Raw genomic sequence first — 26,623 nt, 5'->3', positions numbered from 1 at the left:
AAACGCAGCGGTCAACAAATCGCGGCTTGTGCAAGTATAGGTACATGCACAAGCAAGCTAAGGAGAATAATTATGTGGTATTTTGCGTGGATTTTAGGGGTGTTATTAGCCTGTACCTTAGGGGTAATAAACGTGATGTGGTACGAGTTCCAACAAAATAAAGACAGCATAGCGGATGATCAAAAAGATCTTTACGAAAGGCTAAAAAACGAAAGTGACGATTAAAATCCGCCCAGACCGCGCCCAGCAAATGCTGCTGCGCGGTTTTTTAAAGCGTGAATCTAAACCCGCGGCAGGCTTACTTAAATTTAGCATCGCCCTTGGTACGGTAAACGCTTTATTGATGATCGCCAGTGCATATTTGTTAGCGCAAAGTGTTCATTTGGTGATGTTTGAAAACGCAGATCTCGCCAGTGTCAGCCATCTCCTGTGGCCTCTAGCTGCGTTTGTGTTGGCCAGAGGCCTACTTTTAGCATTTAGTCAGCGCTTTAGTGCTCGTGCTGCGCGTAATATCAAGTCAGCCATGCGTGCAAATTTACTGGAAAAACTCAGCCAACTTGGGCCGCATTACACGGATAAAAAAGGTCACGGCGCAACCTTAAATATGTTGCATGACGGGGTAGAAGCGCTGCATGACTACTATGCTAATTACCTACCTAGTGTGGCTTACAGCGCACTTGTACCGCTGGCGATACTGATGGTGATATTTCCTACGGATTGGCAAGCGGGTTTGATTTTTCTGTTCACTGCGCCGCTTATCCCGTTTTTCATGATTTTGGTGGGACACAAAGCGGAACAACTAAACCAAGCTCGTTGGCAGCAATTAGCCGTGCTGGGTAATTATTTTTTCGACCGAGTACGGGGTTTAACCCAATTAAAACTATTTGATGCGACTAAGCGAGAGTTGCAGCAAATCGCCGGTATATCCGATGACTTTCGTCACGCGACGTTAAGTGTTTTGAAAATTGCCTTTCTGTCGTCTTTTGCTTTGGAATTTTTGGCTACCATTAGCGTTGCGCTGGTTGCGGTGATCATTGGCTTTCGATTGTTTTTCGGCACATTAGACTTTGCTACCGGCTTCGTGGTGTTGTTGTTAGCCCCCGAATTTTACTTACCCTTGCGTAAGTTAGGAACGCACTATCATGCTCGCCTAGAGGGGATCAGTGCCGCAGGCGACATGTTGGAAGTACTGAATACGCCGATCAGTGATGCAAAAAACGATAGCGCAGTGCCTAATAATGAATTGAACAAAAGTAAGCAGGACTCGCAGAAAGAAAATCAGGCGTTAGTAAACATGAATACCGCAATGACGGATATTCGTGTTTCAAGATTGAGTTTTACTTATCCAGATAGCAAAGAAGGCATTCATAATATTGAATTGACGTTACCGACAACGGGCATGGTCGCCTTTGTTGGCTCAAGCGGGGCGGGTAAAAGTACGTTATTCGACTGTTTACTAGGTTTTCATCCTCAAGTCATACCACACATTAGTGTTAACGATGAAGCACTTAGTGTTAAAGACATCGCCGCTTGGCAGCAACAAATTGCCTGGATCCCCCAACAACCCACGCTGTTTTACGCCAGTATTAAAGACAACATAACCTTGGCAAAGCCGACGGCGAGTGATGCTGAAATCGCCCGTGCTGCTGAACAAGCTGGGGTCTTAACTTTTATTCAATCGCTGGAAAATGGTTTTGACACCATGCTTGGGGAGCAAGGTGAGGGCATATCTGGTGGGCAAAAACAACGTATTGCTTTGGCGCGGGCATTTTTAAAACAGGCTCCCATTTTAATATTGGATGAGCCCACAGCGCACCTTGATAGCACAACTGAAGGCATAGTGCAGCGGGGTATAAATGACTATGCCAAACACCATTTAGTGTTAGTGATTGCTCATCGGCTTAACACATTAAAGCAAGCTGCTCATGTCGTGGTGTTAGCTGGGGGCAACCTCGTCCAGCAAGGTAGTTATCAGGAGCTTAGTGACGTGCAAGGCCCATTTTCTCAATTGATAACGGGTGGTGATGAGGTGAACGCAGCGCAACAGAGCGATATAAATGACTAACTTTTTGCGTTTATTGCACCTGTGTCGCCCTTACTATAAAGCCATGTTATTAGGCGTTTTTCTTACAGGGTTGACGGTTCTGGCGAATGTTGGCTTACTGGCTATTTCAGGCTGGTTTTTAGCCTCGATGGCAGCGGCAGGCATCGCAGGTGTGCAAATGAACTACTTTACCCCAGCCGGTATTATTCGCTTTTTAGCCATAGTGCGCAGTGCCTCGCGTTACGGCGAGCGCTTGGTGACGCACAATGCAACCTTTTTGTTATTAAGTGAAATTCGCGTCAACGTGTTTGCCACCTTGGGTAAGCTTAATAATCAAGATTTGGCTATGAATCGCAGTGCCGATCTGTTTAATCGTATGCAAGATGATGTGGACGCGCTGGATAAGTTTTACCTAAACGTTTTATTGCCCATGTTAGTGGCATTGGTTTGCGTGCCAATCGTGATCACTATTATCGCTGGTTTCAATGCCCAAGTTGCATTCATCTGTTTAGGTGGCATTGTGCTGGTAGGTGTGTGTTTACCGATACGCCTTAGTCGTAAGCTTGGTTGCAGTGCCGGGCAACAAACTCAGCGTTCCGCCGAGTTACGAGAAGCCTTGTCAGAGATGTTAAGTGGTCAGCGAGAGCTCGCCTTATATCAAGCGACCAACAGTCAATTGGCCAAGTGCAATGCAATTCAAAAAGACTACAACGATTTACTCGACCAACGCCATAAAGCGCTGGCGGACAGTGATGGTTTAAGCCTAATCGTGGTGCAACTAGCGATGCTGGCCAGTGTTGCCTTATTGGTACCGCTGGTGAGTTCAGGGCAATTGCCCAACGTGCACTTGGCCATGTTGAGTTTATTTGTTTTGGCCAGTTTTGAAACCGTATTAACCCTTCCTAATGCGTTTATTCAATTACCCGTGGCGCTAAGTGCTGCTGGGCGCATTTTTGCGTTGCACGACAAACTGGCCAAAAGTGCGGGGTTTGATGCCAGCGAAACACCGCAAGATTTAGGATCAGCGAGTCCTGCTTCATTGCCACAGGATATTACGTCAGATTTGGGCATGGGACTTGGCTTGCAAAATGTCAGTTATCGATACGCTAATGCGGCGCTTGATGATCTTGCGCTTAATAACGTCAATATCACCATCAACGCTCAACAAAAAGTGGCGTTGGTTGGGCCAAGTGGCAGCGGGAAATCAACCTTAGTAAACTTGCTTAGTGGGTTATGGCCAGAACAGCAAGGACGTATCTTATTCAACGCTGAGTATGAGGTGTTAGCCAAAGCGATAAGCTTTGAAAAGCGCACCCAGTTAATGGGTATATTAGCGCAGCAACACCATATTTTTGATGGCACCATAGCGGATAATTTGCATTATGCCGCACCAGAGGCAAGTCGCGAGCAAATGCAGACTGCATGTGAGCAAGCCCAATTGGGTGAGTGGTTATATGAGTTGCCAAATGGACTAAATACCCGTTTAGGCAGTGCGGGTCGTCGCATGTCACAAGGTCAGTCTCGACGCTTAGCGATTGCGCAAATGCTGCTGCGTAACCCTGCTATTTTAGTGCTTGATGAACCCACTGAAGGGTTAGACAATCAATCTAAGCAAGCCGTTATGCAAGCAATCATGCTTGCCATGAGTCGCAGCACCGTATTGTGTATTACCCACGATCCCGATTTATTGCAAAATATGGACAAAGTCATATGGCTAGAAAATGGCAAAGTCAGAGGCGAGGGCACCCATCAAGCGTTGCAAGCCATACATGGGGAATATCTTGAGTTAACCACCCGATTTTAGCCTTGCTGGGGGGATCATCTGTTAACCATCGCTATTATATTTTGGCGACCTGAAACGATACTCGTGTTACTCCCTTATCTTTGGTTAAGATGTTAGTAGAGTCCCTCACATTTTAAGCGATAGCTGGCAAGGATATAGTATGGCACTTTCAGCAAAGCAATTAGGTGTATTGAAAGGTATGGCATCAGCGATGACATTGTCCATATTGACGATTATGCTAAGCACTTATTTCGATCCATTCTCCAATGCCTTAATCGGCGATATTCAGGGCAGGTTTGACGTGCTAGGGCTATCCATTATTCTGCCTACTGGATTTCTGCTGGTGTCAATCGGTCGATTGGCTAAGCTACGCTTTTTTAGTCCTGATGATATTGATGGTAGTGGGTTAACACGGGGTTCTGAAAATGCTTTAGTCCTGCAAAGCCTGCTACAAAATACCTTAGAGCAGTTTGTTGTTGCCATCATTGTATACACAGCATGGTGCTTGGTAATGCCGGTTTCTGTTTTATCCGCAATACCTTTGTGCTCGGTACTTTTTGCATTGGGCCGTACGTTATTCTTTAAGGGTTATAAAAATGGCGCTGCAGCCAGAGCGTTTGGTTTTGCAGTCACTTTTTACCCGACACTTGTGTTGTTTGTGATTTTTGTTATTCACACACTATGGAAAATAGTAAGCTCAAACTGACTGTAAAAGATGTTTTAAACCTGAATTCAGTTCGCCGCAGTGTTGAGTGGCGATGGGCAACTGAACAATTACTCACCACATGTGGAGGTCTACATGAAACGCGTTACTGGTATAGGCGGTATTTTCTTTAAAGCGAAAGATGCACCTCAGTTACAAGCTTGGTACAAACGTCACCTGGGCATTGATGTTCAGGCTTGGGGAGGTACCGCATTCAGTTGGTCAGACTCGGACGGCAAGCCCGTTGGTGGAACGACTGTCTGGTCTGTTGGGTCTCAAGACGGCGAGCAGTTTAGCCCAAGCAATGCTTCATTTATGATTAATTACCGCGTAGATGATCTTTATGCGTTAGTCGATGTGCTCAAAGCTGAAGGGTGCAATGTTCTCGATAAGATTGAAGACTCTGAATATGGTAAGTTTGCTTGGGTCATCGATCCAGAAGGAAATAAAGTTGAATTATGGCAGCCACCTGCCGGTCAATGATACTAGCTTGTGGAAGTAAACGGCCAGATAAACAATAAGGTTTATAGGTCGTCGATTGTCATAATAGGCATGTATTGTTACCCTTTGATTGAAGAGCCTTAGGTCTCTGTGAGGCGCTCTGTTTGACCAAGTCAACGTGCGTTTTCATCAGTTTTTGCCTGATTTTTATGTTTAGCCATTAAGGATTTTATGCGTAATACGCTGCTATTAACCTGTTTTTTAGTGTTGGGTTTGAGTGCCTGCACTCAGTCAAAATTGGCTTCTGCGGATCGTTCTAAAGTCGAAAGAAACGATATTTATCAACCATTAGGTGAAAGGTGTGAAGATGCCAAATATCAACTTGAACAAACGGTCGAAGAAGGCCAACTATCTGATTTGAAAGAATTAAAGCGTAATATTGAATTGTACTGTGTTTGGCGCAGGAATTAGTTTCATCGCTATTACAGTAAGCCGTTAATATCAGGGATCGTTAACGTAATTGGCCTAGCGCTGGGCGTTTTGCTGAACTAGATGATTTGCTCGACACGGTTATCGGCAGATATTGATTAACACATGAGCCAATGAAAAATGGACATCCCAAGCCATTTCCCCAGCGGCATAGTTAATCTTACTTGAGATCCAAGCTATTATTTTTTTAAGGTGTAGTACCATGTTATTAGCCCAATATAAACAAACACGGCAATATACTGAGTCGCTTTGCGCCCCGCTCAACGTAGAAGACTATATTCCTCAAGCGGTTGATTTTACTAGTCCGCCCAAATGGCACTTAGCCCATACAAGTTGGTTTTTTGAAGAGATGATCCTGACGAAGTTCGTGGCGGGTTATGCGGTACTAGATGGGCATTTTACTTTTTTGTTTAACAGCTATTACCAAAGCGTCGGCGAAAAAGCCGTACGCGCCCAGCGTGGCCTTATCACGCGACCTACTGTTGAACAGGTTTATCAATATCGTCATTATGTCGACGAGCACATGGTACGTTTGCTCAGCACTGATGTCAGTGATGAAATTAAAGCCCTGGTGACCTTAGGTATAAACCATGAGCAACAACATCAAGAACTGTTATTAACGGATTTAAAATACACCCTGTCGTTAAATCCTATCTACCCTGTGTATCGACCAGATTTTAACCTGGTAAGCCAATGCAGTAACGCTGTCGAAACCCCTGAGCAATGGTTAAGCATTGATGAAGGCGTTTATGAAATAGGCCATGCAGACGAGAGTTTTTGTTTTGATAATGAAAGAGGGCGACATAAAGTTTACTTGCAGCATTTTGAGATTGCTGCCTGTTTGGTGACTAATGGTGAGTATATTGAGTTTATTGAAAGCGGCGGTTATACCACTTTTAACTATTGGTTAGACGATGGCTGGACGTGGATAGAGAACAAGCAAATCACGTGTCCTTTGTACTGGAAATGTGTGCAAGGTCAGTGGTATTACTTTACGTTGGCGGGGCTGAAACCCATTGATAAACAGGCAAGCGTGTCGCACGTTTCGTATTACGAAGCTAATGCGTTTGCTAACTGGAAGAAAATGCGTTTGGCCACTGAGTTTGAATGGGAAGTCGCCTCAAGCCAGTTTACGTGGGGCCAGCGCTGGGAATGGACCTCATCGGCGTATTTAGCCTATCCGGGCTTTAAAGTGAGTGATGGTGCCGTGGGGGAGTACAACGGTAAATTTATGGTGAATCAAATGGTGTTACGTGGTGCGTCTGTTGCCAGCGCAGAACAGCATTCGAGATCCACGTACCGAAACTTTTTTCAGCCACATTTTCAGTGGCAATATTCTGGTATCCGCTTAGTTAAATAAGCAGGTCAGCTTAAATGATAACCAAGAGACAAATAAGATGATTGAAGAGTTCGCGAATAACGTCGATGCTGGCTTGAGTCAAAGTGAAAAAACGCTTCCGTCTAAATATTTTTATGATAAAAAAGGCGACGCGCTTTTTGTGCAGATCATGAAGATGCCCGAGTATTATTTAACCCGCTGCGAAATGGAAATATTTAGCACGCAAACCTTGGCTCTCATCGAGTCATTCCAAGCGGATAAAAACGTTTATTTTGAGTTAATTGAACTCGGTGCCGGGGACGGTAGTAAAACGCGTAAACTGCTTGCAGCCCTAAGTGATGAAGGGTATCAATTTGATTACATGCCAGTTGATATTTCTCAAAATGCATTAGATCAACTCGAAAAATCATTACAGCAAGCCTTGCCCCACGTATCTGTTATACCAAAACATGGTGATTATTTTGAAATGTTGGGCTCGGTAAAAGACAGTCATCATCCCAAAATTGTACTGTTTCTAGGTTCAAATATTGGCAATATGTCAGACGCCATCGCCAGTGATTTTCTTTATCAACTGGGCGCCAATTTAAGCAAAAATGACAAACTGTTACTGGGCACAGATTTGATTAAACCGGCTGATATTGTCTTGCCAGCTTATAACGATGAAAGCGGTATCACGCGTTCGTTTAATATCAACCTTTTGCATCGTATGAATGCTGAGCTGGGGGCCAATTTTGACCCGGGTGGATTTGCACATGCGCCTGAGTACGATGAAAACGAAGGCATAGCTAAAAGCTATTTATTGAGTGGATGCGATCAATCCGTCGACATTAATGCCATCGGAAAAACCTATCATTTTCACGCCGGTGAAAAAATCCACACCGAAATTTCGCGTAAATATAATGATGAGATTGTCTGTGGGTTGTTACAGCAAACTGACTTTTCAATCGCGGCCAAGTTTACCGATAAGAATCATTACTTCGCAGATTATTTGTTGAACAGAAATTGATACATATCGTCTATTTCTGTTCAACAAATCTGGCAACCGTATTTGCATAGGGTACTTGTTATCCCTATAAAAAAGCTTCGTTGCCTGCCATAAATTACTATTTTAAGGCGTTTAGCGAAACGTTATTCACGGGGCGATTCGCTAGCTTCTTTATTGTCGGCTGATTTATTTTGGCCGCCAGACATAGGCTCTATTTCAAGCACAGGATATCCACGAACATAGGAGTAATCTGTGTCTTTTGCCGGTACATGGCAGCCTAAACAATCGGTTTTATAGTCGGTGGTTTGCAGTTTGGGTTTATCACCTGCGGCATAAAATGCCCAGCCCCAACCATCCCCCCACAACTTACTTTCTGGGAATCGACCTTTGCTATCTTTAATCCAAACAAACCAACCTTTGGTTTTGGTCGCATAGGAAATGCGTCCAGTGGTTAAGTTCTCTGTGTCTGTCTCAAGCACTTCTTTTACTAGTACTGCTGCATCAGGGTACGCATTATTTTGTTGATAGTATTCAACTGTGCCTGGGCTGGCATAAACAGTATGCATTTCATGGGAGCCATTTTTATCCGCTGCAAGACCGGAAAAAGCACCAAGAAACTCCCAACTCCTGAAGTTTTCTGGTAACTGTGGAATCCCATCATCGTCAACTACATCGTCCAGTGTAACGGCACTGGAAGCAGCTGTACTTAGGGCAAAAATAGTTGCGATTAAGGTGGTGCGTAAAGTGAATATAGCCATGCTATGAGCCTTTATTTTATTTTTGAACGTACATACCAATATAAACTCACTTCTCTACTTTATAAAGTTATTTTGGTATATTTATATAAAAACTAATTAAGAGTCGTAAAATCAATGGCCAGACCTAGAAAGTTTGATGAACAAACCGTGCTCAGCGGCGCAATGCTGGTTTTCTGGCAAAAAGGCTACGCGGCTACGTCCACTGAAGATTTAGAGCAAGCTACGCTAATTCGTCGTGGTAGCTTGTGCAATGCCTATACCGATAAGCGAACACTTTTTTTTAAAGCGCTTGAACACTATGGCCACAAAGAAATTACCGAGGTGGTGAGCATTATGACGAGCGCTAAAAGTCTCGTTACCGGATACCAACAGGTTTTAGACAAAGCTATCGCCCACGCAAGTACCGATGATAGCACCTCAAGGGGATGTCTCCTTTGTGATGCCGCCAGTGAGCTGGGCGGGAAAGATAAGCTTGTCGCTGAAAAAGTGAATGAGTTGTTTACGCCTATGGCAGACGTTTTTTTAAAGCATTTTTCATCCGCAAAAAAACAGCATAGCGACGACGAACTAACCGCAAAAGCAGATGCCATTATGGCCGGGTATATGGGGTTTCGGTTGATGTGTAAGTTGGGATACTCCACTGCCAGATTACAAGCACTTGCCAAAGAGAATGCTAAGCAACTGACTGTATGAGGCAGGCAAGACAGATTTTGATGACGTTTTAATTGGCAGTGTAACGACTTGTTATATGGGGTATGCGTTCGGCCGCGAATGTGTTCTGGGTAATACATCGACGTTAAACGCAGGTAATTTTAGGGAGGATGAAATAAAGGTTTGCTAACGGATAAAACCGCAAATCAATGCTTTGTTCATTTTAGAAAAGTCATTTAGGGTTGTGTAAAAAAACAACCTGAGTAATATCGGATATTAGAGATATTTTCTCGCTTCAATACGTAAATTATTATTTTAATTAAAGGAAATCGCATGAAAAAGGGAATTACCACATCATTTAATATAATTGCCACATTGGCACTGTTTATTGCTTTTACCGTACAATATGCCTCTGTACGTGAATTAAACATAGGTGAGGGATCTAATACTATTGTTGACGTATTATTCGAATCATCGGAAATAAAGGTTTTGTTCTACCTCTTCGTATTCATTATAGTCGCCGCAACACTTTCAGCTGTTTTCAAAGAAATATGGAATCGTCTACTTTCTGATATATTGACGCTCAGGGAAATTACCTTTAACGAAGCATATTCATTGTGTTTTTTATTGATGGCAGTCACTCTTTATTAATCGGTAGCAAAAAACGTGAAACCGTATGTTCTCCGCTTGACTCAACGTTGGCTTATTTGTCACCTATGCTGAGTATTATATGCAGGGGATGACTTATCCCCTGAGATTAGAGCTGAATTTCGAATCGCTTAATTCTCACCTGTTAATTAGCCAGTTAATCATAGGTTAACTGTTAAGGATCAAAATGATACGCCATATATTACTCATAAAATTTAAGGACTCTGTTGGCCATTCTGATATCGGTAACGTCAAAATACTCTTTGAATCTATGGTGCAGAAAATTGATGGCGTGCTTTCTGTGGAATGGGGCCTGAATGATAGCCCAGAGCACATGAATAAAGGGTACACATATTCTGTTTTTATGACGTTTGCCAATGAGAAAGGTCGCGATAATTATTTACCTCACCCTGAACATGAGGCGTTAAAAGAGGTCTTTGTTCCACTTCTGGACGATATAGTGGTATTCGACTATCAAGTTTAATATTGCGCGTAAAGAGCCAGCTTATTGCTGCATTTTTCTATGAGTTTCGTTGTACTGGTTTAGTAGTTAAAATCGTACCAATGGGGTTAAGTTTTGCTGATTGGGCTTGGATCATTTAGCTTGTTTAGTATAGAGATAATACCCTCAGTCAAATGACCCCTCGCATAATAAGCCTGACTCTATATGGCAATAGTGCTGCGTAGAAATAAGGCAGAGCAACAAAGGTTAATCGTTTCTGTGCATTCATCAGGAAATGACATTGTTATGAGGGGAGCAATGGTAATTGCTCATGGGATGAGTGTTATATGGGGTGCTGTGAGGCATACCTAGCATACAGAACAGTTGTAAAAGTGTTGCGAATGAACAGGCAAGCCATGTGTGTTCATTGCAACATAGATAGCTGGTGGTAGTAGTAGCTCTATTTATTTGGTAGTGATGAAAGATGTTCGGTAAATTAATTTCTCGTCTTTTTAGGCGTGGCAGTAATCAAAGTAGCCATAAAAATGCCGCCGCTAATGATAGGGCTAACAACAAGACAGTGCCGGGAAACAATCCGTCACTGCAAGCGGATATGCAGCAAAGGTTACACAGTTCTAAAATTGAGGAGAACACTGGCGAATACGATATTCCACTGCCTAAACGTACGGTGAATATTAGCGTCGGCTCGTTGAATCGGTTGGACTTTCTATTTTACGATTACTTGCTTGGGCCATCACAAACTAGCACCACATTAAATCCTATTGAACAGTATATTTTAACGCGGGTGAATCATGCGCTCAAATCTCCAGAGAGTGTGTTAACTCATTTCCCCGTGTTACCGCAATCAGTCGTGGCATTGACTAACTTGTTGAACAATCCTGATTTTGATTTGCAAGCGTTTATCAAGGTGGTCGAAAAAGAACCGAGCATAGCCACTGAATTAATGAAAAAAGCCAATAGCCCAGCCTATAAACGTGGTGATAAAGAGATTACCAATTTACAGCAAGCCTTTATGTTTATGGGTGCTGACGACATTAAAGAATTTGTGCTCAATCGTTTTATTAAAAACTTATGTCAGCAAAAGCCCGTTTATTTTAAGACCTTCGGCGAAAAAATCTGGTTGCATAGTCAAGATGTAGCCAGCATCGCTAAATCACTTGCCACGCAGCGTAAGCAAAATGGTGACGCTGCCTACACCATTGGGTTAATGCATGATTTAGGTAAGGTGGTGATTTTTCAATTCATGGTGGAAGCATTTAAAAAAATCGATCCGGATTTCAAACAAGACTCTCTGGTGTTTAAGAAATTTCTAAGTGAAAAGTCTATGCGCCTGAGTGTCGAGCTGATGAAAATATGGAATATGCCTATGCTCATTGTCAATGTGGTGCAAGAGCAAGTAGCAGATATCGGCCGGTTGGACGAACTTGAACCCTTATCGGCGACTTTGTTTGAAGCCAATCTTATCAGCGAAATCAGTTTGTCTTATCAAGGTGGTCATATTCAACCCGAAGAGTTGCTGCCGTTATTAGCGCAAACTAAATTACGCCCTGATGCGAGGAAATTTCTGCTGCAAAAATTGAATATTGAACATGATGTAGCGCTTTCAGCTGTTTAATTTAAAGTGAAGCACTTTTGTGTAACCGTCAACATTTACAAGATTTGTTCTTAAGGCTTGGTTATTTGAAGTTTCTTCTGACGATAGTGATTTTACTGCTGTGTGCACAATGCCAAGCGCAATCATCTTTTGCGATCCCAAGAAGCAAAGTACTCGATATTACGGATCCCGTTAGCGGACGGGAATACCCGTTATTTATTAAGCTTCCACGCTCATATGATCCCCAGTTAAGCCAAACCTATCCGGTGATTTACCTCACTGATGCTTTATACAGTTTTCAACTTATCTCAGGTGCCACGCGTTTTCCTATGAACAGCGGTACGATGCAGGAGTTTATTATCGTAGCGATTTCATACGATAAGGGCTCAAAAGGGGCGCAAAGTCGAGTGCGAGATTACACTCAGCGTAAAGTACATGACTGGAAGCTAATGACTGGTAAGGCCGCTGAACATGCTACTTTTATCCGCGAGACGGTGTTTAGTTACATTGAAACGCACTATCGTGCCGATCCAGCAAAACGTACTTTTGTCGGGAATTCATTGGGCGGGCTTTTTGGGGCCTATATTCTATTCAGCCAACCAGACATGTTTAGCAATTATATTATTGGTAGCCCATCTGTTTGGTTTGCTGATAATGATATTTTGACGCAGTCTGTTGTGAAAAGTGAACTCGCCAAGCGTGTGTATATGGCAGTTGGTGCGCAAGAGTCACCTGAGTTTGGGCAGCAGCAAGATATGTTGGCGGGTGCCAAGGCGTTAGCGCAGAAGATTGAGCAGCAACAAAGTTAGCTAATAACCCTTAAATTTTCGGTGATTGAGAATGCAACCCATACAACAGCGTTCCCTACGACCGTGATTCAAGGTTTAGATTGGCTGTACAGAAAGTAGGGTAGAGATACTGACACTGACACTGATACTGACACAGGAACTAGCCCAAGGGTTTAATGGGGTTGTGTATTCTAATAATCCGCAATAAAACCGCTAAATATGTACGGTTACACTGAGCAATAGCCCGAAACCGTTCGACACGACGGTTTCGTATTAAACTGGTTTCGCCTCAATCAAAAATTTGAATGCCGATAAAGCGAGCACACTCATACTCTCTATAACAATATTGAGGGCGTTATCGCGTTTAATGCTCTTTAATTCAGTGTGGCGAATTCACCTAACGCAGACATAGCTTGTTCGGCTTTAGCGGTGGGCACAAAAATGTGGTCATGATAATACGCTGCTACCACGTTGGCGCTGATACCGTTTTGCGTGAGCTTTTCGGCAATAGCGGCGGTAAGTCCAACCGCTTCTAAACTGGAGTGCACAGTCAAAGTAATTTGCTTATACGTGCCTTCAAATGCAATGCCTGCATCTTGAGCGGCGTCAGCTAACAGGATCAATGTTAATCCTTCTGATTCTTTGAAAAAACACACAGGGTTTAAATGGGTATAATCGGCCACGTTACCGTCGACGGTGCAAAAAGCATACTCACCGTCTTGTAAATGCGGAGACATGGATTTAAGTAATTGCGCTAATTCGGTTATACCGGACATGAATTGATTCCTTATTGAAGATAGCTTAGCAAAACGGCACTTTAGCCTAATAGGATGCTGATGTGAAAGTCTTATACCTGCGAAGTGACTTATATCCTGTTTTACTCAATGCTTAAACGCTCTTGAGCGGATCTGTTGAATACAGCCGTTAACAAACGTCATCGTTCAGCAACTATTACTTGAGCATTATTGTGGGTGAGGGCTGAGCATATTATTCATGGATGCTAGGGTATTGCTGATAATTATTAGTGGGCACATGACTATAATATGCAGGGAAACTCGTTAGCAGTCATATAGCAGATAAATCAAACCTATCAATCCGTCAATTTTTATTGGCGTGGGGTCTGGGCGAGGTTATTTCATTCATTACATATATCGACATTTTCTCCCAGATAATAAGTCACCACTTGAACGTATTGCTCGGCATTATTCCATTCCTTACGGATGTTGCAGATATAGGGATAAAACGTGCGCATCAACGCCCGACCATCGGTATTAAAAAATTTCTCGGTCACAAAATCCTCGCACAACTTCGAGGCGGGTTAATAAAAACCTCTTGCAGCAACGATGAATGCCCCAGGGGATCTGCCGGTTACGCGTTTCTTTAGCTACTCCTTTGCTAACTTTTTTAAAAAGCTCCTCAACGCTTATTTCTTTGCTGATATGACGCAGTAAATATTTGGTATAGATACCGTTTTTAGCTCTCCCGCATATGCCACCCCGCTTGGCGCTGTGGCATATGCGATCAATGTTCCTGAGGGGGTTTTAAGTGGAGCCAAACCAACTGAGACGGATTTTTTTCTCCGAGTGCCACATTACAAAGGGATTGTGGCGACATGCATCGAGAATGATAATATTTTGCGTGTTGGCAAGTTGCTGAAAATAAAGTGTTGATGTCAAATAAGCCAGCCATGAAGCTTTGGCTACTGGAAAACTGCATATTCAGTGGGACCAGGTAATTGTGGTATTCAATTTGAATTGCGTGATCCGCATAATAAAATACGGCCAAAGCCTGGCCTGATTTTATCTGCTGGATATCGGCGTAAAATTTATCCACTGAATTTTTTAGTTCAAGCGCTTGGCTATCGATAACGGTACTCACCCTAAAACCGAGTTCCGTAAAACGGCCAGCGATAGCCTGAGCGTCGTTGATAGCATTTTTTAACGGACATTAGCGTATTTTTGATTGGCTATAACCAACGCGCTCAATTTTGTCTTCATAAGCGAATGTTAATGAGCATTTCAGCGAAAATATTAGCCCAATAAGTAAGATCGATTTATACATTCGCTGCCCCCCAACATTCAACGTTTCTTGTTGGGTAATACAATGTTCACCTATGATTGACAGGTTAAATTGCTGGTGCTTCTACCCGCCCGTTTTATCGTATATGTGACGCTGGCAGTTATACTGTGTAATTATTTTGACCGCCTAGGCGCCATTAAAAATTAGGCCCGCGCTTTTCAAAAAACGCCGCAACGGATTCCTTAAACTCCGCTGAGGCCAATTGTTCGGCGAATATTACCCCTTCGCGTTTCATCTGGTCTCTTACCTGCTCTTTGGTGACGCCGCGGATCAAACGTTTGGATTGCTTGACTGAGTTAGGCGCCAAACTAGCGACCTGTTCCGCTACTTTCAGGCTTTCTGATACAAGGGCTTCATCCTCGAATACACGGGAAATTAGCCCTGCACTAAGGGCTTCTTCAGCGGTTAAGGTGCGTCCTGCAATCATCAAATCATTCGCCCAGGCATTTCCCACCGCTAAAGGAAGCAGCAGACTCGAAGCGGCTTCAGGCACTAAGCCTACATGAGTAAATGGCGCACGAAAGCGTGCACTCTTTGATGCGTAAACCATGTCGCAGTGCAATAACATAGTCAGGCCCACACCAATAGCAGGACCATTAACCGCCACGATAATGGGCATTTCGCACTCTGAAATTGCCTTTAAAAAGCGAATGACGGAAGGGGTACCTGTCTCTTCAATCGGATTTATGAAGTCATCTAAATCGTTACCTGCGGTAAACGTATCGCCTGTGGCGGTCAGCAACACCGCTCGGATCTGTGGGTCTGATTGGCTTTCTGCTAACGCATCTGCCAGTGCCGCATATAAGGCACGATTGAGTGCATTTTTAAGCTCAGGACGATTAATCGTAAGGCGCATAACGCGGTTTTTCTTTTCTACAATGAGAATGGATGACATCAGATTTCCTTTTTTGATGGTGGTGAGTTATCGCTGGCGACAATTTTTTCAGCATTTTTTGCTACATGAACTAAGAATCGAGCAATGGTTTCTTGTTCCCCAATACTGAATTCACTCAGTAAAGCGCGATTGATATTTCTTACCTGATGACTGGACTGCTCACATAACGCTTTGCCCTTAGGCAGTAAAATAACGTTTTGCACCCGAGCATCGTTTGGGTTTTTTTCACGTTTAACCAGTTCAGCCTTGGACATGCGATCAACGACCCCAGACATGCTTGAGTAGCTCATGTTTAGTTGATCCGCTATGGCTGTAATTGGCGCGTTGTCACACTTTGCAAGTGAGAAAAGCACGCCTAACTGGGTAGTGCTTATTTGCATCTCACTTTTGAGTTTACGATCAGCCGCTTTAAACAAAGCAGCATGGGCAAGTTGCAATAAATGGAATATTTTTAGCTGTTTTTTCATTAACGTGTTTATCGCAAAGTTATTTATTTAATGTACGAAATAAAATTGTTATCAGCAAGTTTTAGCTGTCTTTTATGGGCTGAATATTGCTTTTTTGTGGGGAAATATCAAGCGTTATTTGTTTTTATTTCGTTAGTGAATTAATTTAATTTACATGCGAAATAAATGATGTTCATATATAGAAATGCCGCAAGGGGCTTACCATTTGACACGCTAATAGTAGGAAGTACGAGATGAATGCAATTGAAAATGGCGTAAGTGCTCAGCATAAACAAGCAGCCACTCATTCCGAGGGGCAAGTGCAGAAGCTTGTCACAGAAGCCGGGCACTTTGTGGCGATAACTGTTTTTCACAGCCAAACTGCGTGTGTGAAAGGGGTCTGTATTATTGCCTCCGCTACTGGCGTTGCACAGCACTTATATCAAGATTTCGCCATTTGGTTGACCGTACAAGGTTATCACGCGGTGACGTTTGATTATGACGGTATTGGTTTGTCTACCGATGGGCACGTGAAGCAATGTAAAAGTGATGTGCTTAGCTGGGCAAGTAACGATTGTCCTGTGGTCCTTGATGCGGTTGAACAGCAATTTTCTGGCCTAGAATGTATTTGGATAGGCCACAGTGTTGGCGGACACATGCTGGGCATGATGCCTGATACCAAGCAAATATCTCGTGCAATTACTGTGGCTGTTGGTACGGGGACTTGGTGGTATAACTCACCGAGTACCAAGCGTGTATCTTGGTTTTTATGGTATTTCTTAGTGCCGATGACGGTGCCCTTATTAGGTTATTTTCCTGGTAATAAGCTGAATGTTCTGTGTGATTTACCTAAGGGCGTTATGATGCAATGGCGTCGTTGGTGTTTAAAAGATGGCTATGCTGTTGAAGGGGAGGGGCAGTGGTTAAAAGAGCGCTTTGGCAGTGTCAGTTTGCCCATTTATTCACTGGCGTTTAGTGATGACGAAATGATGTCCTTGAAAAACGTCGACATGCTGCACGCGCAATTTACTGGCGCAAGTGTTACACGGCACGTCATCGAACCTAAGGATATAGGGCAAAAACGTATTGGTCATATCGGCTGGCATAGAGAGCGATATCAACAGCTGTGGGAGCACGTCTTTGCGCCAATCCTGAGTACCAAGGGCTAGTTTACGGTCGTTTTTAGTTTTGTAGGTTTGATTTATTTGAGTGGATATTGATAAGGGTCTAGCTCCAGCTTACAGGGGATAATAATCTCCGCTCAGTTAAAACTTTTGGGGAGGCGTCAGTTTATGGCATGCAAGCCGTTAACGAAACATGGGTGTACATCTCATTGTTATCCCTGCCTAAGGCGCTTTACTTGAATTCAAAGGTCATTAACCGAGTCATAGGAACAGATTATTCATCTGGACTTGATTTAATATTGTGGGGACGTCGAGCTATGACCCTAAGCTAACATTGCATGGACAGATGAGTACTAGCGCATTTGTCCGCCAGTACTCATTATTCAGTCGCTATTTTATTAAAACAAAGTGCTCAATACTGTCGTTATAAGTCTTTCCATTGCTGGCTGTGAAACTTACGTTTAGTGAATAAAACTGACCCTTGGGTAATGCATCAGTCGGCATGAGCCCCTTAGTTGAGACGGTTGCCGTTGAGCTACCGGTCATTGTATATAGTACGTTTGTATCAGTTTGTATCCTATCTTCGATAGGGATCCGCTGGGTTTTAAAATGTCGAAACCAAACCCGCAGGCCTCCTTCATCGGCAGCAATCACTTTATTGCCTGTTCCTGCATGGTAGTTAACATGCACCTCAAACGTTTGCCCAGCATGGATGGGCGTTTTGTTAAGCTCTGGGAGGTTTTCAATTTTGATATAAGGTTTGACGTCTGCTTCAACAGTAAATTGCAATTCATCATGAAAATCTGCATTTTCTTCGGCTTGAGCGCTGATCTTAACCTGACCTTGGGTTAACGCGTGAAGCGTACCATCGGCATCAACCGAAGCAATCTCTGGCGCTGAGCTAGTCCAGCTTAATTGTGCATTGTCTGGGCCTTCAGGAGCGATATTTGCGTTTATCCGCTGTACTTCACCTACAATCAGTTTGGTTTTTGAAGCGCTTAAGGTCACTGACGTAATAGGCTTGGCGTACCATTGGTGCACGGTGATTTTGGCTTTGGCCGACAGGCCGTTTTTAGTGCTCGTGGCCATAATCATTGTGCTCTCGCCTACTTTGCCTACCATCTTAAGAAGTCCGCTGGGGCTTATTTGAGCGACGGTTGGGTCGTTTGAATGCCAGTGCACGTCTTGGCTTGCGTTTTCAGGCGTCGCGGTCACTTTTAATTGCAGTGTATCTCCAGATCTTGGCGCTAAGTCTTGGGTATTTATTGCCAAAGTAGCCGGATCCAGTGCGTTAGTATCAAATATTTTATTGGCTTGTTTATTGGAGAAACTAACCGTTTCGCCGTTGCGCCAACGTACCTGAATATGGCTTATTTTGTCCTCTTTACCTAATCCGAAATGCGCAATATTCAATAAGCTTTGAGAGAACACTTCACCCGCTGAGCCGATGCGTTTTTGGTAGGTATGTGACGCTGTTTGTAAGGTAATTTGTGCGCCGAGAGCATCAACGTGATTCTCGGGGGAATAACCCACTCTAACCAAGGCGTAGTTGTTGCCAATCACAGGCTGATTACTATACAAATACCATTGACCGTATTCACTGCCGCTGAGTATGTCTAAATTGCCATCGAGATCAAAATCAAACGCTTGGCCCATGTCGCCAAACCCCGGCCCACCTAAATCACTTGCACCATGCATAGTAACTGTTTCGAAGCTACCTCGGCCTGTGTTGAGCAGCATGAGATCTGAGATGCGTTTCTCGACTAATCCCCAACGATAAACAAATAAATCTTGATGACCGTCATTGTTAAAATCGCCGGTTGTCACACCTAAGGCGTTACCACCTGCCGGAATGTTCCATTGTTGGGTAACATCAACAAGTTTGCCGTCTCTGTTCTCTAGCAGCACGTCCTGTATATTACGATTTTCCGGTATAAAATTAGGCGTCGCTTCTTCTACACCGGATAAGGTGAAGAAATAGGACCAAAATATATCGCCGTTGCGTACCAATGCCGCTCGCCAATGGTCGTTGCCCACATGACCGAAATAAACTCCGTCGGCTGAAATATCGTCGGGCCAGCCTTGTGCGTTTGTTTTATCAAATTCTAGGGTGCCGCCAGATGGCACATCCGTTGATATTTTGTCTTTACCCAAGTAGATGGGGTACGCTTTTCCCCTAAAGCCGTTTTGCCCTAGAAAATGATAATTATGCAATTTCAGTGCGCCACTTGCCTTGAAGCTAAATTCGTCAACACCTTTATAACCACGTGTTTTCAGAGAGAAATTTCGGGCGATGGGGTCAAAGTCAACGGACGGTGTTTCGCCCTTGCCATGCTCAAACTCTTTGCCTCTGGCCAGATACATATCCAAGTCGCCGTCGTTATCTATATCTATGTCGGTTACGGCCATAACACTGTTCAGTGCTCGAATGTTGCTAGGAATGCTGTCGCTGATATCGGTGTAGGTAAAATCGCCATTGCCTTGCCAAACAGATAAGGGCCCATACATGACGATATCGTCGATGTTATCACCGTTAAGGTCCGAGACTAAGGCACGAGAGGACCTGACATCCTGAATACCGGGTACCGACTTGAAGGTGAAACCACCTTGGCCGTTATTCTCGTAAAAAAAGTGCTGGGGTTTTTGATTGGCCAAGCCGGTTTCATTAACTAGCATGAGATCCAGATCGCCATCTAGATCCATATCCGAGTATCTGGCCCCACGACCCCGAGCGCCTCGGTCAATACCGACATCTCCTGTGTAGCGAACAAAATTACTGTTATCATTTTGATAAAAATAAGAGACCGATGGGTTAGTACCATTACCGCCACCCCGAGTCAGGACCATATCGAGATCGCCGTCATTATCGTAATCACCTAGGGCGGTGCCGTGCAGATCTTGCATGAACCAGCGAGACAGGTCGTCTTTGTACTTAGTGATGGTACCGTCGCCGTTATTCCAATAGATTTTACTGGATTCTGCGTTGTGATTGTTAACGATAAAGTCGTAGTCACCGTCTTGATCAATATCGGCAACCGAAGGTCCGCCGTATTTAATCGAATTCACTTTGTCTAACCCAGCTTGAACCGAAATATCTTTGAACTGCGGGATTGGCAGATGCTCTATATCTTCTACTGTGAAGGTTTTTATGGTGAGCGGAGAATTGATCGTCTTTAACTGCAATCGCCTGTTACCCAAAGCATTAAAGCGCACCAATACACTGATAGTTTGGCTACCCGTTTGCGAGATATTGAGGTTATCAACTAACACCTGGTCGTTATCTAATAGTGATAAGTTCGCCGACTGCCCAGGATTATCGATTTCGAAAATTAATTTTTTAGTTTTGCTACCCGTTATCTCATAATCAAATTCCACAGGGGATGAGGGGGTGAGGGTAATATTGGACAAGCTTTCTTCAGACTGACCACATGCGAACAAAGCAAATTGCAGCAGCAGAAGGGCGCTGATAAAAAGTGTTTTTGTGAATGGCTTACCTGTCATTTTTATACTCATTTTTCATACTAAGAACGTTAAATTGCTCGAATGGCGGTAACGCTAAATTTTTATTTTACCGCCCAATAATCCATACCTAGGCCGTTAAATAGATTTGCCGAGAGTGAGAAGCTGGTTAGCTTGTTGGTTTTTCAAGGTACGGGTGGTGCCATCACGCCAGCGCACTGTAATGTCGGTAACCACCTCGTCTTTGCCTAAACCAAAATGCACTATGTTCAACAAGCTCTGAGAATGATTGGCGTTGGTTGAGCCAATAAGTTTGTACTGCTTTTTACCTTTAGTGGTTATCCAAACTTTTGCGCCATAAGGGTCGATGCCATTTTCTGAGTAGCCTATTTTTATCAATAGGTGATTGTTATTCCCATTGTCCGTGACGTTTTTGTATAAATGCCACTTACCGTTGTCGTCATCGCCACTTAAAATGTCTATTTTTCCATCGAGATCGAAGTCAAACGCGACCCCTGAATCACCGTGAGACTTCGAGCCGATTTCTGTTGTGGCGTTATGTGCCACACTGCTTGTGAAGTGACCATCACCTGTGTTGAGTAACATCACATCGGCGATCCTGCGTTGTAAATCGCCGAAACGATAAACGAAGAAATCAGCATTTCCATCGTTGTTGAAATCACCCGAGGTGACCCCCCAGTTATTTGTATTTAGGCTATCTGGTATGCGCTGGGAAATATCTGTTAGTACACCGTCGTCGTTACGGAGCAATACATCTGGTACGGCCAATTCTTGGGGTGTCCAATTGGCTTCGTAATCGCTTACGCCCTTAATCGACGCGCGCACATCCCAGGCAACGTCGTCGGTTAATAGCCACTCTAGACGCCATTTATTGTCACCTAAGTAGCCCAAATACCAACCGGTTTCATTGACTTCGGCCGGAAACCCCTTTGCCTGCTCTTGGGTGATGGCGTGTGCATCTTTTGGTGTGGTGATCTGTTGTTTATTTGCACCAATAAATACCGGCATAAACTCAAGTAATTTAGCGCGGGGGAAGTGATAAAAGTCGCTCAGTACGATATCTGAATCAGCGTAGAGCGTTAATCCATCATGGCTCTTACTGCCTACATCTCGCAAATCGAGTGATTGTTTTTCCTTATCGAAACTGATGCTGTTATTGGCAATGGTGTAATACAATTTTCCACGGGCAAAGTAGTAATCTAAATCGCCGTCATTATCGATATCGGCTTGGGCCACAGTGATGGTTCCTGGATAATCATCATGTCCCTGAGGCAATACGGTGTTGGTGGTATTGCTGAAGGTAAAATCGCCATTACCTTGCCAGATGGATGTTTTGTCGTAACTGGTAAACGCAATGATATCCATCACATTATCACTGTTGTAGTCTGTTATTAACACGCGTTCTGCTTCGATATCTTCAAATCCTGGACTTTCTACGTAGCGAAATGTGCCGTTACCGAGGTTTTCGAAAATGATATTGCGTGGCAAGGCTTCATTGACCATTTTTGCGGCATTCACTTGCATAAAATCTAAGTCGCCATCGTTATCTAGATCCACCCAACGCACACTTCTACCTCGAGCGCCTAACTCTGATATGCCGGCTTCCTTTGTAATGTCAGTGAAGGTGCCGTTGTCATTACGTAGTAAACGTTGAGGTTGAGGCGTCAAGCCATTACCGCCGCCCAGTGATAACAGCACATCATTATCCCCGTCTAAGTCGAAATCACCCGCAGATATGCCATGCAGATCGGCTTTTGGATACACATTCTTTATTTCATCAAAGTGATGTGCTGCATTACCCATGAAAAGTTGTACCGGCGTCGTGTCATGATTGCTTAATAGAAAATCGTAATGCCCATCGTTATTTAAATCCGCAACTGCTGGGCCGCCATATTTCCAATTTGCTTCGCTAACTAATCCCACTGAATCGGACACATCTTTAAATAAAACACGGTTCTGTTTGGGAACAGTCTCAATGTCATGCTGGCTGCAAGCGCTTTGAAGTACGATACTAACGCCTAGCGCTACTAGGGAAAATTTTCTAAGTAAAGTCATGTTGTTATCCAATATAGTGGTCAGACGAATTTGCCGAACTCGTTGGTAAATAGCGATCTATTACCCGCTAGCGTAATTTTCTGTTAAAGACATTTAGCTAATCACTTGTTACCCATTCGATTGGTAATCATACTGAGCGCGCATACATTTAGTTAAATATCTTTTGTAAGTTGTTAACAATATTAATCATACTTCTTACATAATTGGATCTCAACCAGAGATTTTCAATACCGTGAAAATCAGCTGCAAAGTGATTGGTTTTTAAGTTTAAACAGGTGCTGTTAGCTGTTTTACAAAAATTTAATCCGGGAGCGGGCAAGTTAACCCTAAAGAGATAATATTGACTTAAGATCTGCAGCCTGCCGTGACCGTTGAAGGTGTTTAAATCGAAGTGAGTAAATAAGCTTTATAGAGGTGTGATTTTCTTCCCTTAGTCTTTATTTTGTGGAACTTAATGACATATAGTCGGGTCAACTGTTGCATAATTGTTAATTAAACGCATTAATGCGCAAACTTGAGAGAACAATGGCCACTTTATTTCCTTTCCCTACCGCTACAAGCGAACTCAAATTAAATCCCAACGTTGAAATGCGTTCACGGCCTAAAGGAAAATTGGGCTCATTGATATTACTCGATCTGCTCGGTGTGGTGCTGATGTTGATGGGCTTGCGTCAGCAATTTCATCAGCAAGGTTTTTTACCTGAAGTGCTGAATGTGTCATACGCTGGTGTGATGATGTTGATTGCAGGGGTAGCACTGACCTTACCGTTTTTCATCTGGAGTATTAAAGCCAGCTTTGGTGCGTTTAATAAAAGCGTTAAGTAAATCCGATTGACGGCTTTCGGTTGCGATCACGCTAAGGCTGGAAATTAACCGTTAACCAAACGCTTTGCCAACGCTCGCGTTTTTCCTGTGGTGATAACATCTTGGGGGACACGTAAACAGCACTGCCTATGGTGTATTTCTGCGAAAATACCCCAGCGTTCACCGCGCCTTTTACTCCACTTGCAAACTCACAACTAACCAGAATGAGGTTGTGGCATGCTTTGCACTGCCAAAAAATAGCTTGCTCAGACCCCTGGTAGATACCTTCAAGTTTGTGCTGGTGAAATACTTCGAGCACACCGTTAAGGTCCGATAAATAGGCGGTTTTTTGCGCCATGCAAAAATCACAATCACATGCTCTAGGCTGATAGCTATGCAGAGAATTCGGCAAAGTCAGTTTCACCTGTACCTCACCGCAGCAGCAAGCGCCTATGTATTCCATTGGTCTTCACAAAATAAACTGTTCACAAGTGTCACTCTACAAAGTTATAAAATAAGTTAAAGCCTAGCTATAAAGCCATGCTGGATTGTTATCCAGAATATTAATACATCGGATTGTCGTTTTTCGACTCACTGGGGATCTGCTGAATTGAGTCCCAGTGTTCAATAATTTTCCCGTTATCATCGAAGCGGAAAAAATCCATGGTGATGTAATGGATATCATCAGGCCACGTTTGGTGGGTATGAAGCGCAACTAAGTCGCCCTCAGAGATTGCTCGTACAAATTCGATATATTTCAACGGATAATCGTTAGCCATTTCGGTGAAGTAATCAATGAACCCTTGCTTGCCGTCGTGTACGGAAGGGTTATGCTGTATATATTTATCACCCACATAAAGCGCTATGGCTTTTGCTGGATCGCCCAAATAGGCCATACGATAAAAATCAATGGCATGTTGTTTGTTCGCTGCTAAGTTGTGTGTCATTTTCTGCCCTCATCATACATATGATTACTTCGCTATAACTGCGGCAAGCCTCAGTAGTAGCAAGTAAATAATTTACCCAAGCGGTTCGCGTTATCTCTTTTATCGTAATGATCAAGTACTGTGGGGAAAAACACGATAGCGTCGCACACCATGCTTAGCAACATTATCCATACTGACTCACCGTACGGGGGGATCCCGCCGCGCTTGTCAGGAATATAGATTACGCCTTTATGTCATCCGTAAAAGCCTTATGCCAAAAAGTCTAAGGAAATGACGAAACTAACAATGCGTTCTTTTATGAGTATCATGTTGGGAATGTAATTTCCGTCTTTATCTGCATTTCGTAACGGAGGCATGGCATAAATACCCACCTGAATGTCAGCCTCTACAATATCAGTTTTGTCTGCAGTGTCATGAAGCACTCCATAATTGATTTCATATTGGTTCAGTCATGCAGACATTTTTTGAAAACGGGCCGGGTAAGTATCTCGGTTTATATAACTAAATACATCCTGTGATCCTTCCGCGGTATATTCGGCGAGCTGCATTTATAATCAATTTCTGTTGATTTAATGACGACTAGGTGTGGAAATAAAACGCAGCATTGATACGCCGGTATTTACCAAAGATTCATCCTGGCGTGTTATGACGAACTTTATTCATTACGATCTAGGTTTTGCTCATCAAGAAGCAGTCTCGCACCCAACAATATCAGTACACTGCCTGTGATGCCCTCCATCCATTTAAGGGCATGTGGATTCGCAAAAAAGCGTTTAGCTGAACTAACCGCTCCGGCAAGGCCACATTGCCAAATCATCGCAATCACAAAATGTATCCCTGCCATGGCCATTGCTTGCAGGAAGGGGGAGTGCAGGGGATCAATAAACTGCGGCAAAAACGCCAGATAAAACACCGCTGTCTTTGGGTTTAATACATTTGACAGAAATCCCTCTTTTAAAGAGCGACGCACGCTAAGCGCTCTAACAACTGAGTCATTTACCGTTAATCCAGCATTGCCGATAAAGGCCGTTTTCAACGCGCCAATGCCTAACCAAATGAGATAGCCGGCCCCAATCCATTTCATGATTGAAAACAATTCAGCCGACTGAAGCAAAATGGCAGATATACCCACAGCGGAAAAGGTCGCATGCACAAAAAGCCCAAGGCAAATTCCCAAGCTGGTTACCACTCCATCTCGTCCACCCGAGCGGCTGGTATTTTTGATTACCAGTACGGTATCAATCCCAGGGGTGATGGTTAACAGGGTAATCGCTAGCAGAAACGCTTCAAAATTTAAAATGTGCATTGATTACAATTCACCTACATCGTCTGATTATGGACTAAAACCCTATGCCGATTTTTATACCACAGCTAGGACGGTAACCAAATCGTCTTTTTGATCTTAGGTTGTCAAAGGTCATGCGCTTTACACTCGCATATAGTAACCGACACCATTAACATGACAGGGCTGAATTGAGTCAGGTGTACGAGCATATTAATGTTTGAAACTCAGTCCTGCCTAATAAACTGACTAGCGGGTTTGAGCGAAAACCGGACACAAGGAAAATTGTCTGGTAGTGTGGAGTTAGGTCAGTTTTCGACCCAAAGCGGACGAACCAGCCCCCGTAGTTTTTTCCGGTTTTTGAGCGTAGCTGAGCGATATTTAGATTTGCAATAATTCAACCCGAACAAAATGAAAATATAACACCAATATTGGGAAAGATTCTAAATGACCCCTGACATGCTTAAGCTGATTAACTTTATGCAAGAAGGACAAGCTGGGCTTTATTCTAGAAACTCCGATCAGCTTAACCAAATCCTCAAAGAATATGATCCTGTTGAGTCTGCTTTATACTTTAGTTCTCTATTATTAGACCCTGCATACCAATCAACGACTGCAACTCTAGAGAAAGCAATTCACTTATGCCTAGGCATATGTATCGGAAAAAAGAAAACAAGTAAGACCTTCATTAAAAAAGTATTTAAAGCCGTCTCATCTGATGGCTTCTCAATGATGGAAGATCCTGCTGAGGATGTTATGGCTTCGAGAATTTGGCTTAATGGCAAAGAATACAAAGTATTACTAGGCCTATGGGAAGGGTGTATC

Annotated in this window: 27 protein-coding genes and 1 pseudogene; 16 read left to right on the top strand and 12 right to left on the bottom strand. The window is 43.5% G+C overall.

Annotated features, from left to right (window positions below):
* The first annotated feature begins 72 nt into the window (after positions 1-72).
* The 8 genes from cydX to GPLA_RS10240 all read left to right on the top strand — a co-directional run bounded on the left by cydX (position 73) and on the right by GPLA_RS10240 (position 7,805).
* On the top strand, positions 73-225 hold the full coding sequence (gene cydX / locus GPLA_RS10275; RefSeq protein ID WP_007104838.1) for a cytochrome bd-I oxidase subunit CydX: 153 nt from the start codon (positions 73-75) through the stop codon (positions 223-225).
* Positions 215-2,065, top strand: coding sequence for a thiol reductant ABC exporter subunit CydD (cydD, locus tag GPLA_RS10270; RefSeq protein WP_007104837.1), 1,851 nt, complete (start codon positions 215-217; stop codon positions 2,063-2,065). Before cydX ends, cydD begins: the two co-directional genes overlap by 11 nt.
* On the top strand, positions 2,058-3,848 hold the full coding sequence (gene cydC, locus GPLA_RS10265; protein ID WP_007104836.1) for a thiol reductant ABC exporter subunit CydC: 1,791 nt from the start codon (positions 2,058-2,060) through the stop codon (positions 3,846-3,848). The genes cydD and cydC overlap by 8 nt, the downstream gene beginning before the upstream one ends.
* 139 nt (positions 3,849-3,987) lie before the next feature.
* Entirely contained in the window at positions 3,988-4,533 is a 546-nt protein-coding gene (locus GPLA_RS10260) for an MAPEG family protein (protein ID WP_007104835.1), read from the top strand.
* Positions 4,534-4,626: 93 nt separating this feature from the next.
* On the top strand, positions 4,627-5,013 hold the full coding sequence (locus GPLA_RS10255; RefSeq protein WP_007104834.1) for a VOC family protein: 387 nt from the start codon (positions 4,627-4,629) through the stop codon (positions 5,011-5,013).
* A 189-nt stretch (positions 5,014-5,202) separates the two neighbouring features.
* Complete coding sequence (locus GPLA_RS10250; RefSeq protein WP_007104833.1) at positions 5,203-5,442, top strand: hypothetical protein; 240 nt, start codon at positions 5,203-5,205, stop codon at positions 5,440-5,442.
* Positions 5,443-5,662: 220 nt separating this feature from the next.
* On the top strand, positions 5,663-6,820 hold the full coding sequence (gene egtB, locus GPLA_RS10245; RefSeq protein WP_007104831.1) for an ergothioneine biosynthesis protein EgtB: 1,158 nt from the start codon (positions 5,663-5,665) through the stop codon (positions 6,818-6,820).
* 37 nt (positions 6,821-6,857) lie between these two features.
* Positions 6,858-7,805 (top strand): L-histidine N(alpha)-methyltransferase, encoded by a 948-nt coding sequence (locus tag GPLA_RS10240; RefSeq protein ID WP_007104830.1) that lies wholly within the window; start codon positions 6,858-6,860, stop codon positions 7,803-7,805.
* Positions 7,806-7,927: 122 nt separating this feature from the next.
* Here GPLA_RS10240 and GPLA_RS10235 read toward each other — a convergent pair whose 3' ends face one another.
* Complete coding sequence (locus tag GPLA_RS10235) at positions 7,928-8,542, bottom strand: cytochrome P460 family protein (protein ID WP_007104829.1); 615 nt, start codon at positions 8,540-8,542, stop codon at positions 7,928-7,930.
* Positions 8,543-8,656: 114 nt separating this feature from the next.
* Here GPLA_RS10235 and GPLA_RS22935 point away from each other — a divergent pair, with 114 nt between their 5' ends.
* The 5 genes from GPLA_RS22935 to GPLA_RS10210 all read left to right on the top strand — a co-directional run bounded on the left by GPLA_RS22935 (position 8,657) and on the right by GPLA_RS10210 (position 12,707).
* A complete protein-coding gene (locus tag GPLA_RS22935; protein ID WP_007104828.1) occupies positions 8,657-9,235 on the top strand; it encodes a TetR/AcrR family transcriptional regulator in 579 nt (192 codons plus the stop codon).
* A 291-nt stretch (positions 9,236-9,526) separates the two neighbouring features.
* Complete coding sequence (locus GPLA_RS10225; protein ID WP_007104827.1) at positions 9,527-9,844, top strand: hypothetical protein; 318 nt, start codon at positions 9,527-9,529, stop codon at positions 9,842-9,844.
* A 184-nt stretch (positions 9,845-10,028) separates the two neighbouring features.
* The gene (locus tag GPLA_RS10220; RefSeq protein WP_007104826.1) at positions 10,029-10,325 is read left to right on the top strand and encodes a Dabb family protein; all 297 of its coding nucleotides are present in this window, start codon (positions 10,029-10,031) and stop codon (positions 10,323-10,325) included.
* 442 nt (positions 10,326-10,767) lie between these two features.
* Positions 10,768-11,919 carry an HDOD domain-containing protein gene (locus GPLA_RS10215; RefSeq protein ID WP_007104824.1) on the top strand — a complete coding sequence of 384 codons (1,152 nt, stop codon included), beginning with the start codon at positions 10,768-10,770 and terminating at the stop codon, positions 11,917-11,919.
* A gap of 65 nt (positions 11,920-11,984) precedes the next feature.
* Entirely contained in the window at positions 11,985-12,707 is a 723-nt protein-coding gene (locus GPLA_RS10210; RefSeq protein WP_306305698.1) for an alpha/beta hydrolase, read from the top strand.
* A gap of 353 nt (positions 12,708-13,060) precedes the next feature.
* Here GPLA_RS10210 and GPLA_RS10205 read toward each other — a convergent pair whose 3' ends face one another.
* The 6 genes and pseudogenes from GPLA_RS10205 to GPLA_RS10190 all read right to left on the bottom strand — a co-directional run bounded on the left by GPLA_RS10205 (position 13,061) and on the right by GPLA_RS10190 (position 16,127).
* Complete coding sequence (locus GPLA_RS10205) at positions 13,061-13,462, bottom strand: ACT domain-containing protein (RefSeq protein WP_007104821.1); 402 nt, start codon at positions 13,460-13,462, stop codon at positions 13,061-13,063.
* A gap of 359 nt (positions 13,463-13,821) precedes the next feature.
* Positions 13,822-13,977: a hypothetical protein gene (locus GPLA_RS23465; RefSeq protein ID WP_007104820.1), complete on the bottom strand. Its 156-nt coding sequence runs from the start codon at positions 13,975-13,977 to the stop codon at positions 13,822-13,824.
* A complete protein-coding gene (locus GPLA_RS24335; RefSeq protein WP_407636147.1) occupies positions 13,958-14,176 on the bottom strand; it encodes a caspase family protein in 219 nt (72 codons plus the stop codon). The genes GPLA_RS23465 and GPLA_RS24335 overlap by 20 nt, the downstream gene beginning before the upstream one ends.
* Before the next feature lie 31 nt (positions 14,177-14,207).
* Positions 14,208-14,618 (bottom strand): annotated as a pseudogene (locus tag GPLA_RS24330) (caspase family protein); the annotation flags it as partial.
* Positions 14,619-14,901: 283 nt separating this feature from the next.
* Complete coding sequence (locus tag GPLA_RS10195) at positions 14,902-15,660, bottom strand: enoyl-CoA hydratase-related protein (protein WP_007104817.1); 759 nt, start codon at positions 15,658-15,660, stop codon at positions 14,902-14,904.
* Complete coding sequence (locus GPLA_RS10190; protein WP_007104816.1) at positions 15,660-16,127, bottom strand: MarR family winged helix-turn-helix transcriptional regulator; 468 nt, start codon at positions 16,125-16,127, stop codon at positions 15,660-15,662. Before GPLA_RS10190 ends, GPLA_RS10195 begins: the two co-directional genes overlap by 1 nt.
* 233 nt (positions 16,128-16,360) lie before the next feature.
* Here GPLA_RS10190 and GPLA_RS10185 point away from each other — a divergent pair, with 233 nt between their 5' ends.
* The gene (locus tag GPLA_RS10185; protein ID WP_007104814.1) at positions 16,361-17,275 is read left to right on the top strand and encodes an alpha/beta hydrolase family protein; all 915 of its coding nucleotides are present in this window, start codon (positions 16,361-16,363) and stop codon (positions 17,273-17,275) included.
* Positions 17,276-17,620: 345 nt separating this feature from the next.
* Here the strand turns inward: GPLA_RS10185 and GPLA_RS10180 are convergent, their stop codons facing one another.
* Positions 17,621-20,731: an FG-GAP-like repeat-containing protein gene (locus GPLA_RS10180; protein WP_007104812.1), complete on the bottom strand. Its 3,111-nt coding sequence runs from the start codon at positions 20,729-20,731 to the stop codon at positions 17,621-17,623.
* 96 nt (positions 20,732-20,827) lie between these two features.
* Positions 20,828-22,765 carry a CRTAC1 family protein gene (locus tag GPLA_RS10175; protein WP_007104811.1) on the bottom strand — a complete coding sequence of 646 codons (1,938 nt, stop codon included), beginning with the start codon at positions 22,763-22,765 and terminating at the stop codon, positions 20,828-20,830.
* 525 nt (positions 22,766-23,290) lie between these two features.
* Here GPLA_RS10175 and GPLA_RS10170 point away from each other — a divergent pair.
* A complete protein-coding gene (locus GPLA_RS10170) occupies positions 23,291-23,590 on the top strand; it encodes a DUF1418 family protein (protein ID WP_007104810.1) in 300 nt (99 codons plus the stop codon).
* Between the two features lie 31 nt (positions 23,591-23,621).
* Here GPLA_RS10170 and GPLA_RS10165 read toward each other — a convergent pair whose 3' ends face one another.
* The 3 genes from GPLA_RS10165 to GPLA_RS10155 form a co-directional block, all read right to left on the bottom strand.
* Positions 23,622-23,927: a hypothetical protein gene (locus tag GPLA_RS10165; RefSeq protein WP_051997660.1), complete on the bottom strand. Its 306-nt coding sequence runs from the start codon at positions 23,925-23,927 to the stop codon at positions 23,622-23,624.
* Positions 23,928-24,132: 205 nt separating this feature from the next.
* Positions 24,133-24,516, bottom strand: a complete 384-nt coding sequence (locus GPLA_RS10160; protein ID WP_007104808.1) for a nuclear transport factor 2 family protein — start codon at positions 24,514-24,516, stop codon at positions 24,133-24,135.
* Positions 24,517-25,171: 655 nt separating this feature from the next.
* Positions 25,172-25,822 carry a LysE family translocator gene (locus GPLA_RS10155; protein WP_007104805.1) on the bottom strand — a complete coding sequence of 217 codons (651 nt, stop codon included), beginning with the start codon at positions 25,820-25,822 and terminating at the stop codon, positions 25,172-25,174.
* 423 nt (positions 25,823-26,245) lie between these two features.
* Between GPLA_RS10155 and GPLA_RS10150 the strand changes: the two genes are divergently transcribed.
* Positions 26,246-26,623: hypothetical protein (locus GPLA_RS10150; RefSeq protein WP_040514371.1), on the top strand; the 378-nt coding region annotated here is incomplete at its 3' end.

The sequence above is a fragment of the Paraglaciecola polaris LMG 21857 genome (assembly GCF_000315055.1).
GTDB lineage: Bacteria > Pseudomonadota > Gammaproteobacteria > Enterobacterales > Alteromonadaceae > Paraglaciecola > Paraglaciecola polaris.
Note: the sequence above shows the minus strand (reverse complement) of the source record. Positions and strands in the feature narration are given on the sequence as shown.

Excerpts from the sequence above, each read along its gene's own strand:
- cydX (WP_007104838.1), top strand. The coding sequence starts at position 73 with ATGTGGTATTTTGCGTGGATTTTAGGGGTGTTATTAGCCTGTACCTTA.
- cydC (WP_007104836.1), top strand. The coding sequence starts at position 2,058 with ATGACTAACTTTTTGCGTTTATTGCACCTGTGTCGCCCTTACTATAAA.
- GPLA_RS10260 (WP_007104835.1), top strand. The coding sequence starts at position 3,988 with ATGGCACTTTCAGCAAAGCAATTAGGTGTATTGAAAGGTATGGCATCA.
- GPLA_RS10255 (WP_007104834.1), top strand. The coding sequence starts at position 4,627 with ATGAAACGCGTTACTGGTATAGGCGGTATTTTCTTTAAAGCGAAAGAT.
- GPLA_RS10250 (WP_007104833.1), top strand. The coding sequence starts at position 5,203 with ATGCGTAATACGCTGCTATTAACCTGTTTTTTAGTGTTGGGTTTGAGT.
- egtB (WP_007104831.1), top strand. The coding sequence starts at position 5,663 with ATGTTATTAGCCCAATATAAACAAACACGGCAATATACTGAGTCGCTT.
- GPLA_RS10240 (WP_007104830.1), top strand. The coding sequence starts at position 6,858 with ATGATTGAAGAGTTCGCGAATAACGTCGATGCTGGCTTGAGTCAAAGT.
- GPLA_RS10235 (WP_007104829.1), bottom strand. The coding sequence starts at position 8,542 with ATGGCTATATTCACTTTACGCACCACCTTAATCGCAACTATTTTTGCC.
- GPLA_RS22935 (WP_007104828.1), top strand. The coding sequence starts at position 8,657 with ATGGCCAGACCTAGAAAGTTTGATGAACAAACCGTGCTCAGCGGCGCA.
- GPLA_RS10225 (WP_007104827.1), top strand. The coding sequence starts at position 9,527 with ATGAAAAAGGGAATTACCACATCATTTAATATAATTGCCACATTGGCA.
- GPLA_RS10220 (WP_007104826.1), top strand. The coding sequence starts at position 10,029 with ATGATACGCCATATATTACTCATAAAATTTAAGGACTCTGTTGGCCAT.
- GPLA_RS10215 (WP_007104824.1), top strand. The coding sequence starts at position 10,768 with ATGTTCGGTAAATTAATTTCTCGTCTTTTTAGGCGTGGCAGTAATCAA.
- GPLA_RS10205 (WP_007104821.1), bottom strand. The coding sequence starts at position 13,462 with ATGTCCGGTATAACCGAATTAGCGCAATTACTTAAATCCATGTCTCCG.
- GPLA_RS10195 (WP_007104817.1), bottom strand. The coding sequence starts at position 15,660 with ATGTCATCCATTCTCATTGTAGAAAAGAAAAACCGCGTTATGCGCCTT.
- GPLA_RS10190 (WP_007104816.1), bottom strand. The coding sequence starts at position 16,127 with ATGAAAAAACAGCTAAAAATATTCCATTTATTGCAACTTGCCCATGCT.
- GPLA_RS10185 (WP_007104814.1), top strand. The coding sequence starts at position 16,361 with ATGAATGCAATTGAAAATGGCGTAAGTGCTCAGCATAAACAAGCAGCC.
- GPLA_RS10180 (WP_007104812.1), bottom strand. The coding sequence starts at position 20,731 with ATGACAGGTAAGCCATTCACAAAAACACTTTTTATCAGCGCCCTTCTG.
- GPLA_RS10175 (WP_007104811.1), bottom strand. The coding sequence starts at position 22,765 with ATGACTTTACTTAGAAAATTTTCCCTAGTAGCGCTAGGCGTTAGTATC.
- GPLA_RS10170 (WP_007104810.1), top strand. The coding sequence starts at position 23,291 with ATGGCCACTTTATTTCCTTTCCCTACCGCTACAAGCGAACTCAAATTA.
- GPLA_RS10165 (WP_051997660.1), bottom strand. The coding sequence starts at position 23,927 with ATGGCGCAAAAAACCGCCTATTTATCGGACCTTAACGGTGTGCTCGAA.
- GPLA_RS10160 (WP_007104808.1), bottom strand. The coding sequence starts at position 24,516 with ATGACACACAACTTAGCAGCGAACAAACAACATGCCATTGATTTTTAT.
- GPLA_RS10155 (WP_007104805.1), bottom strand. The coding sequence starts at position 25,822 with ATGCACATTTTAAATTTTGAAGCGTTTCTGCTAGCGATTACCCTGTTA.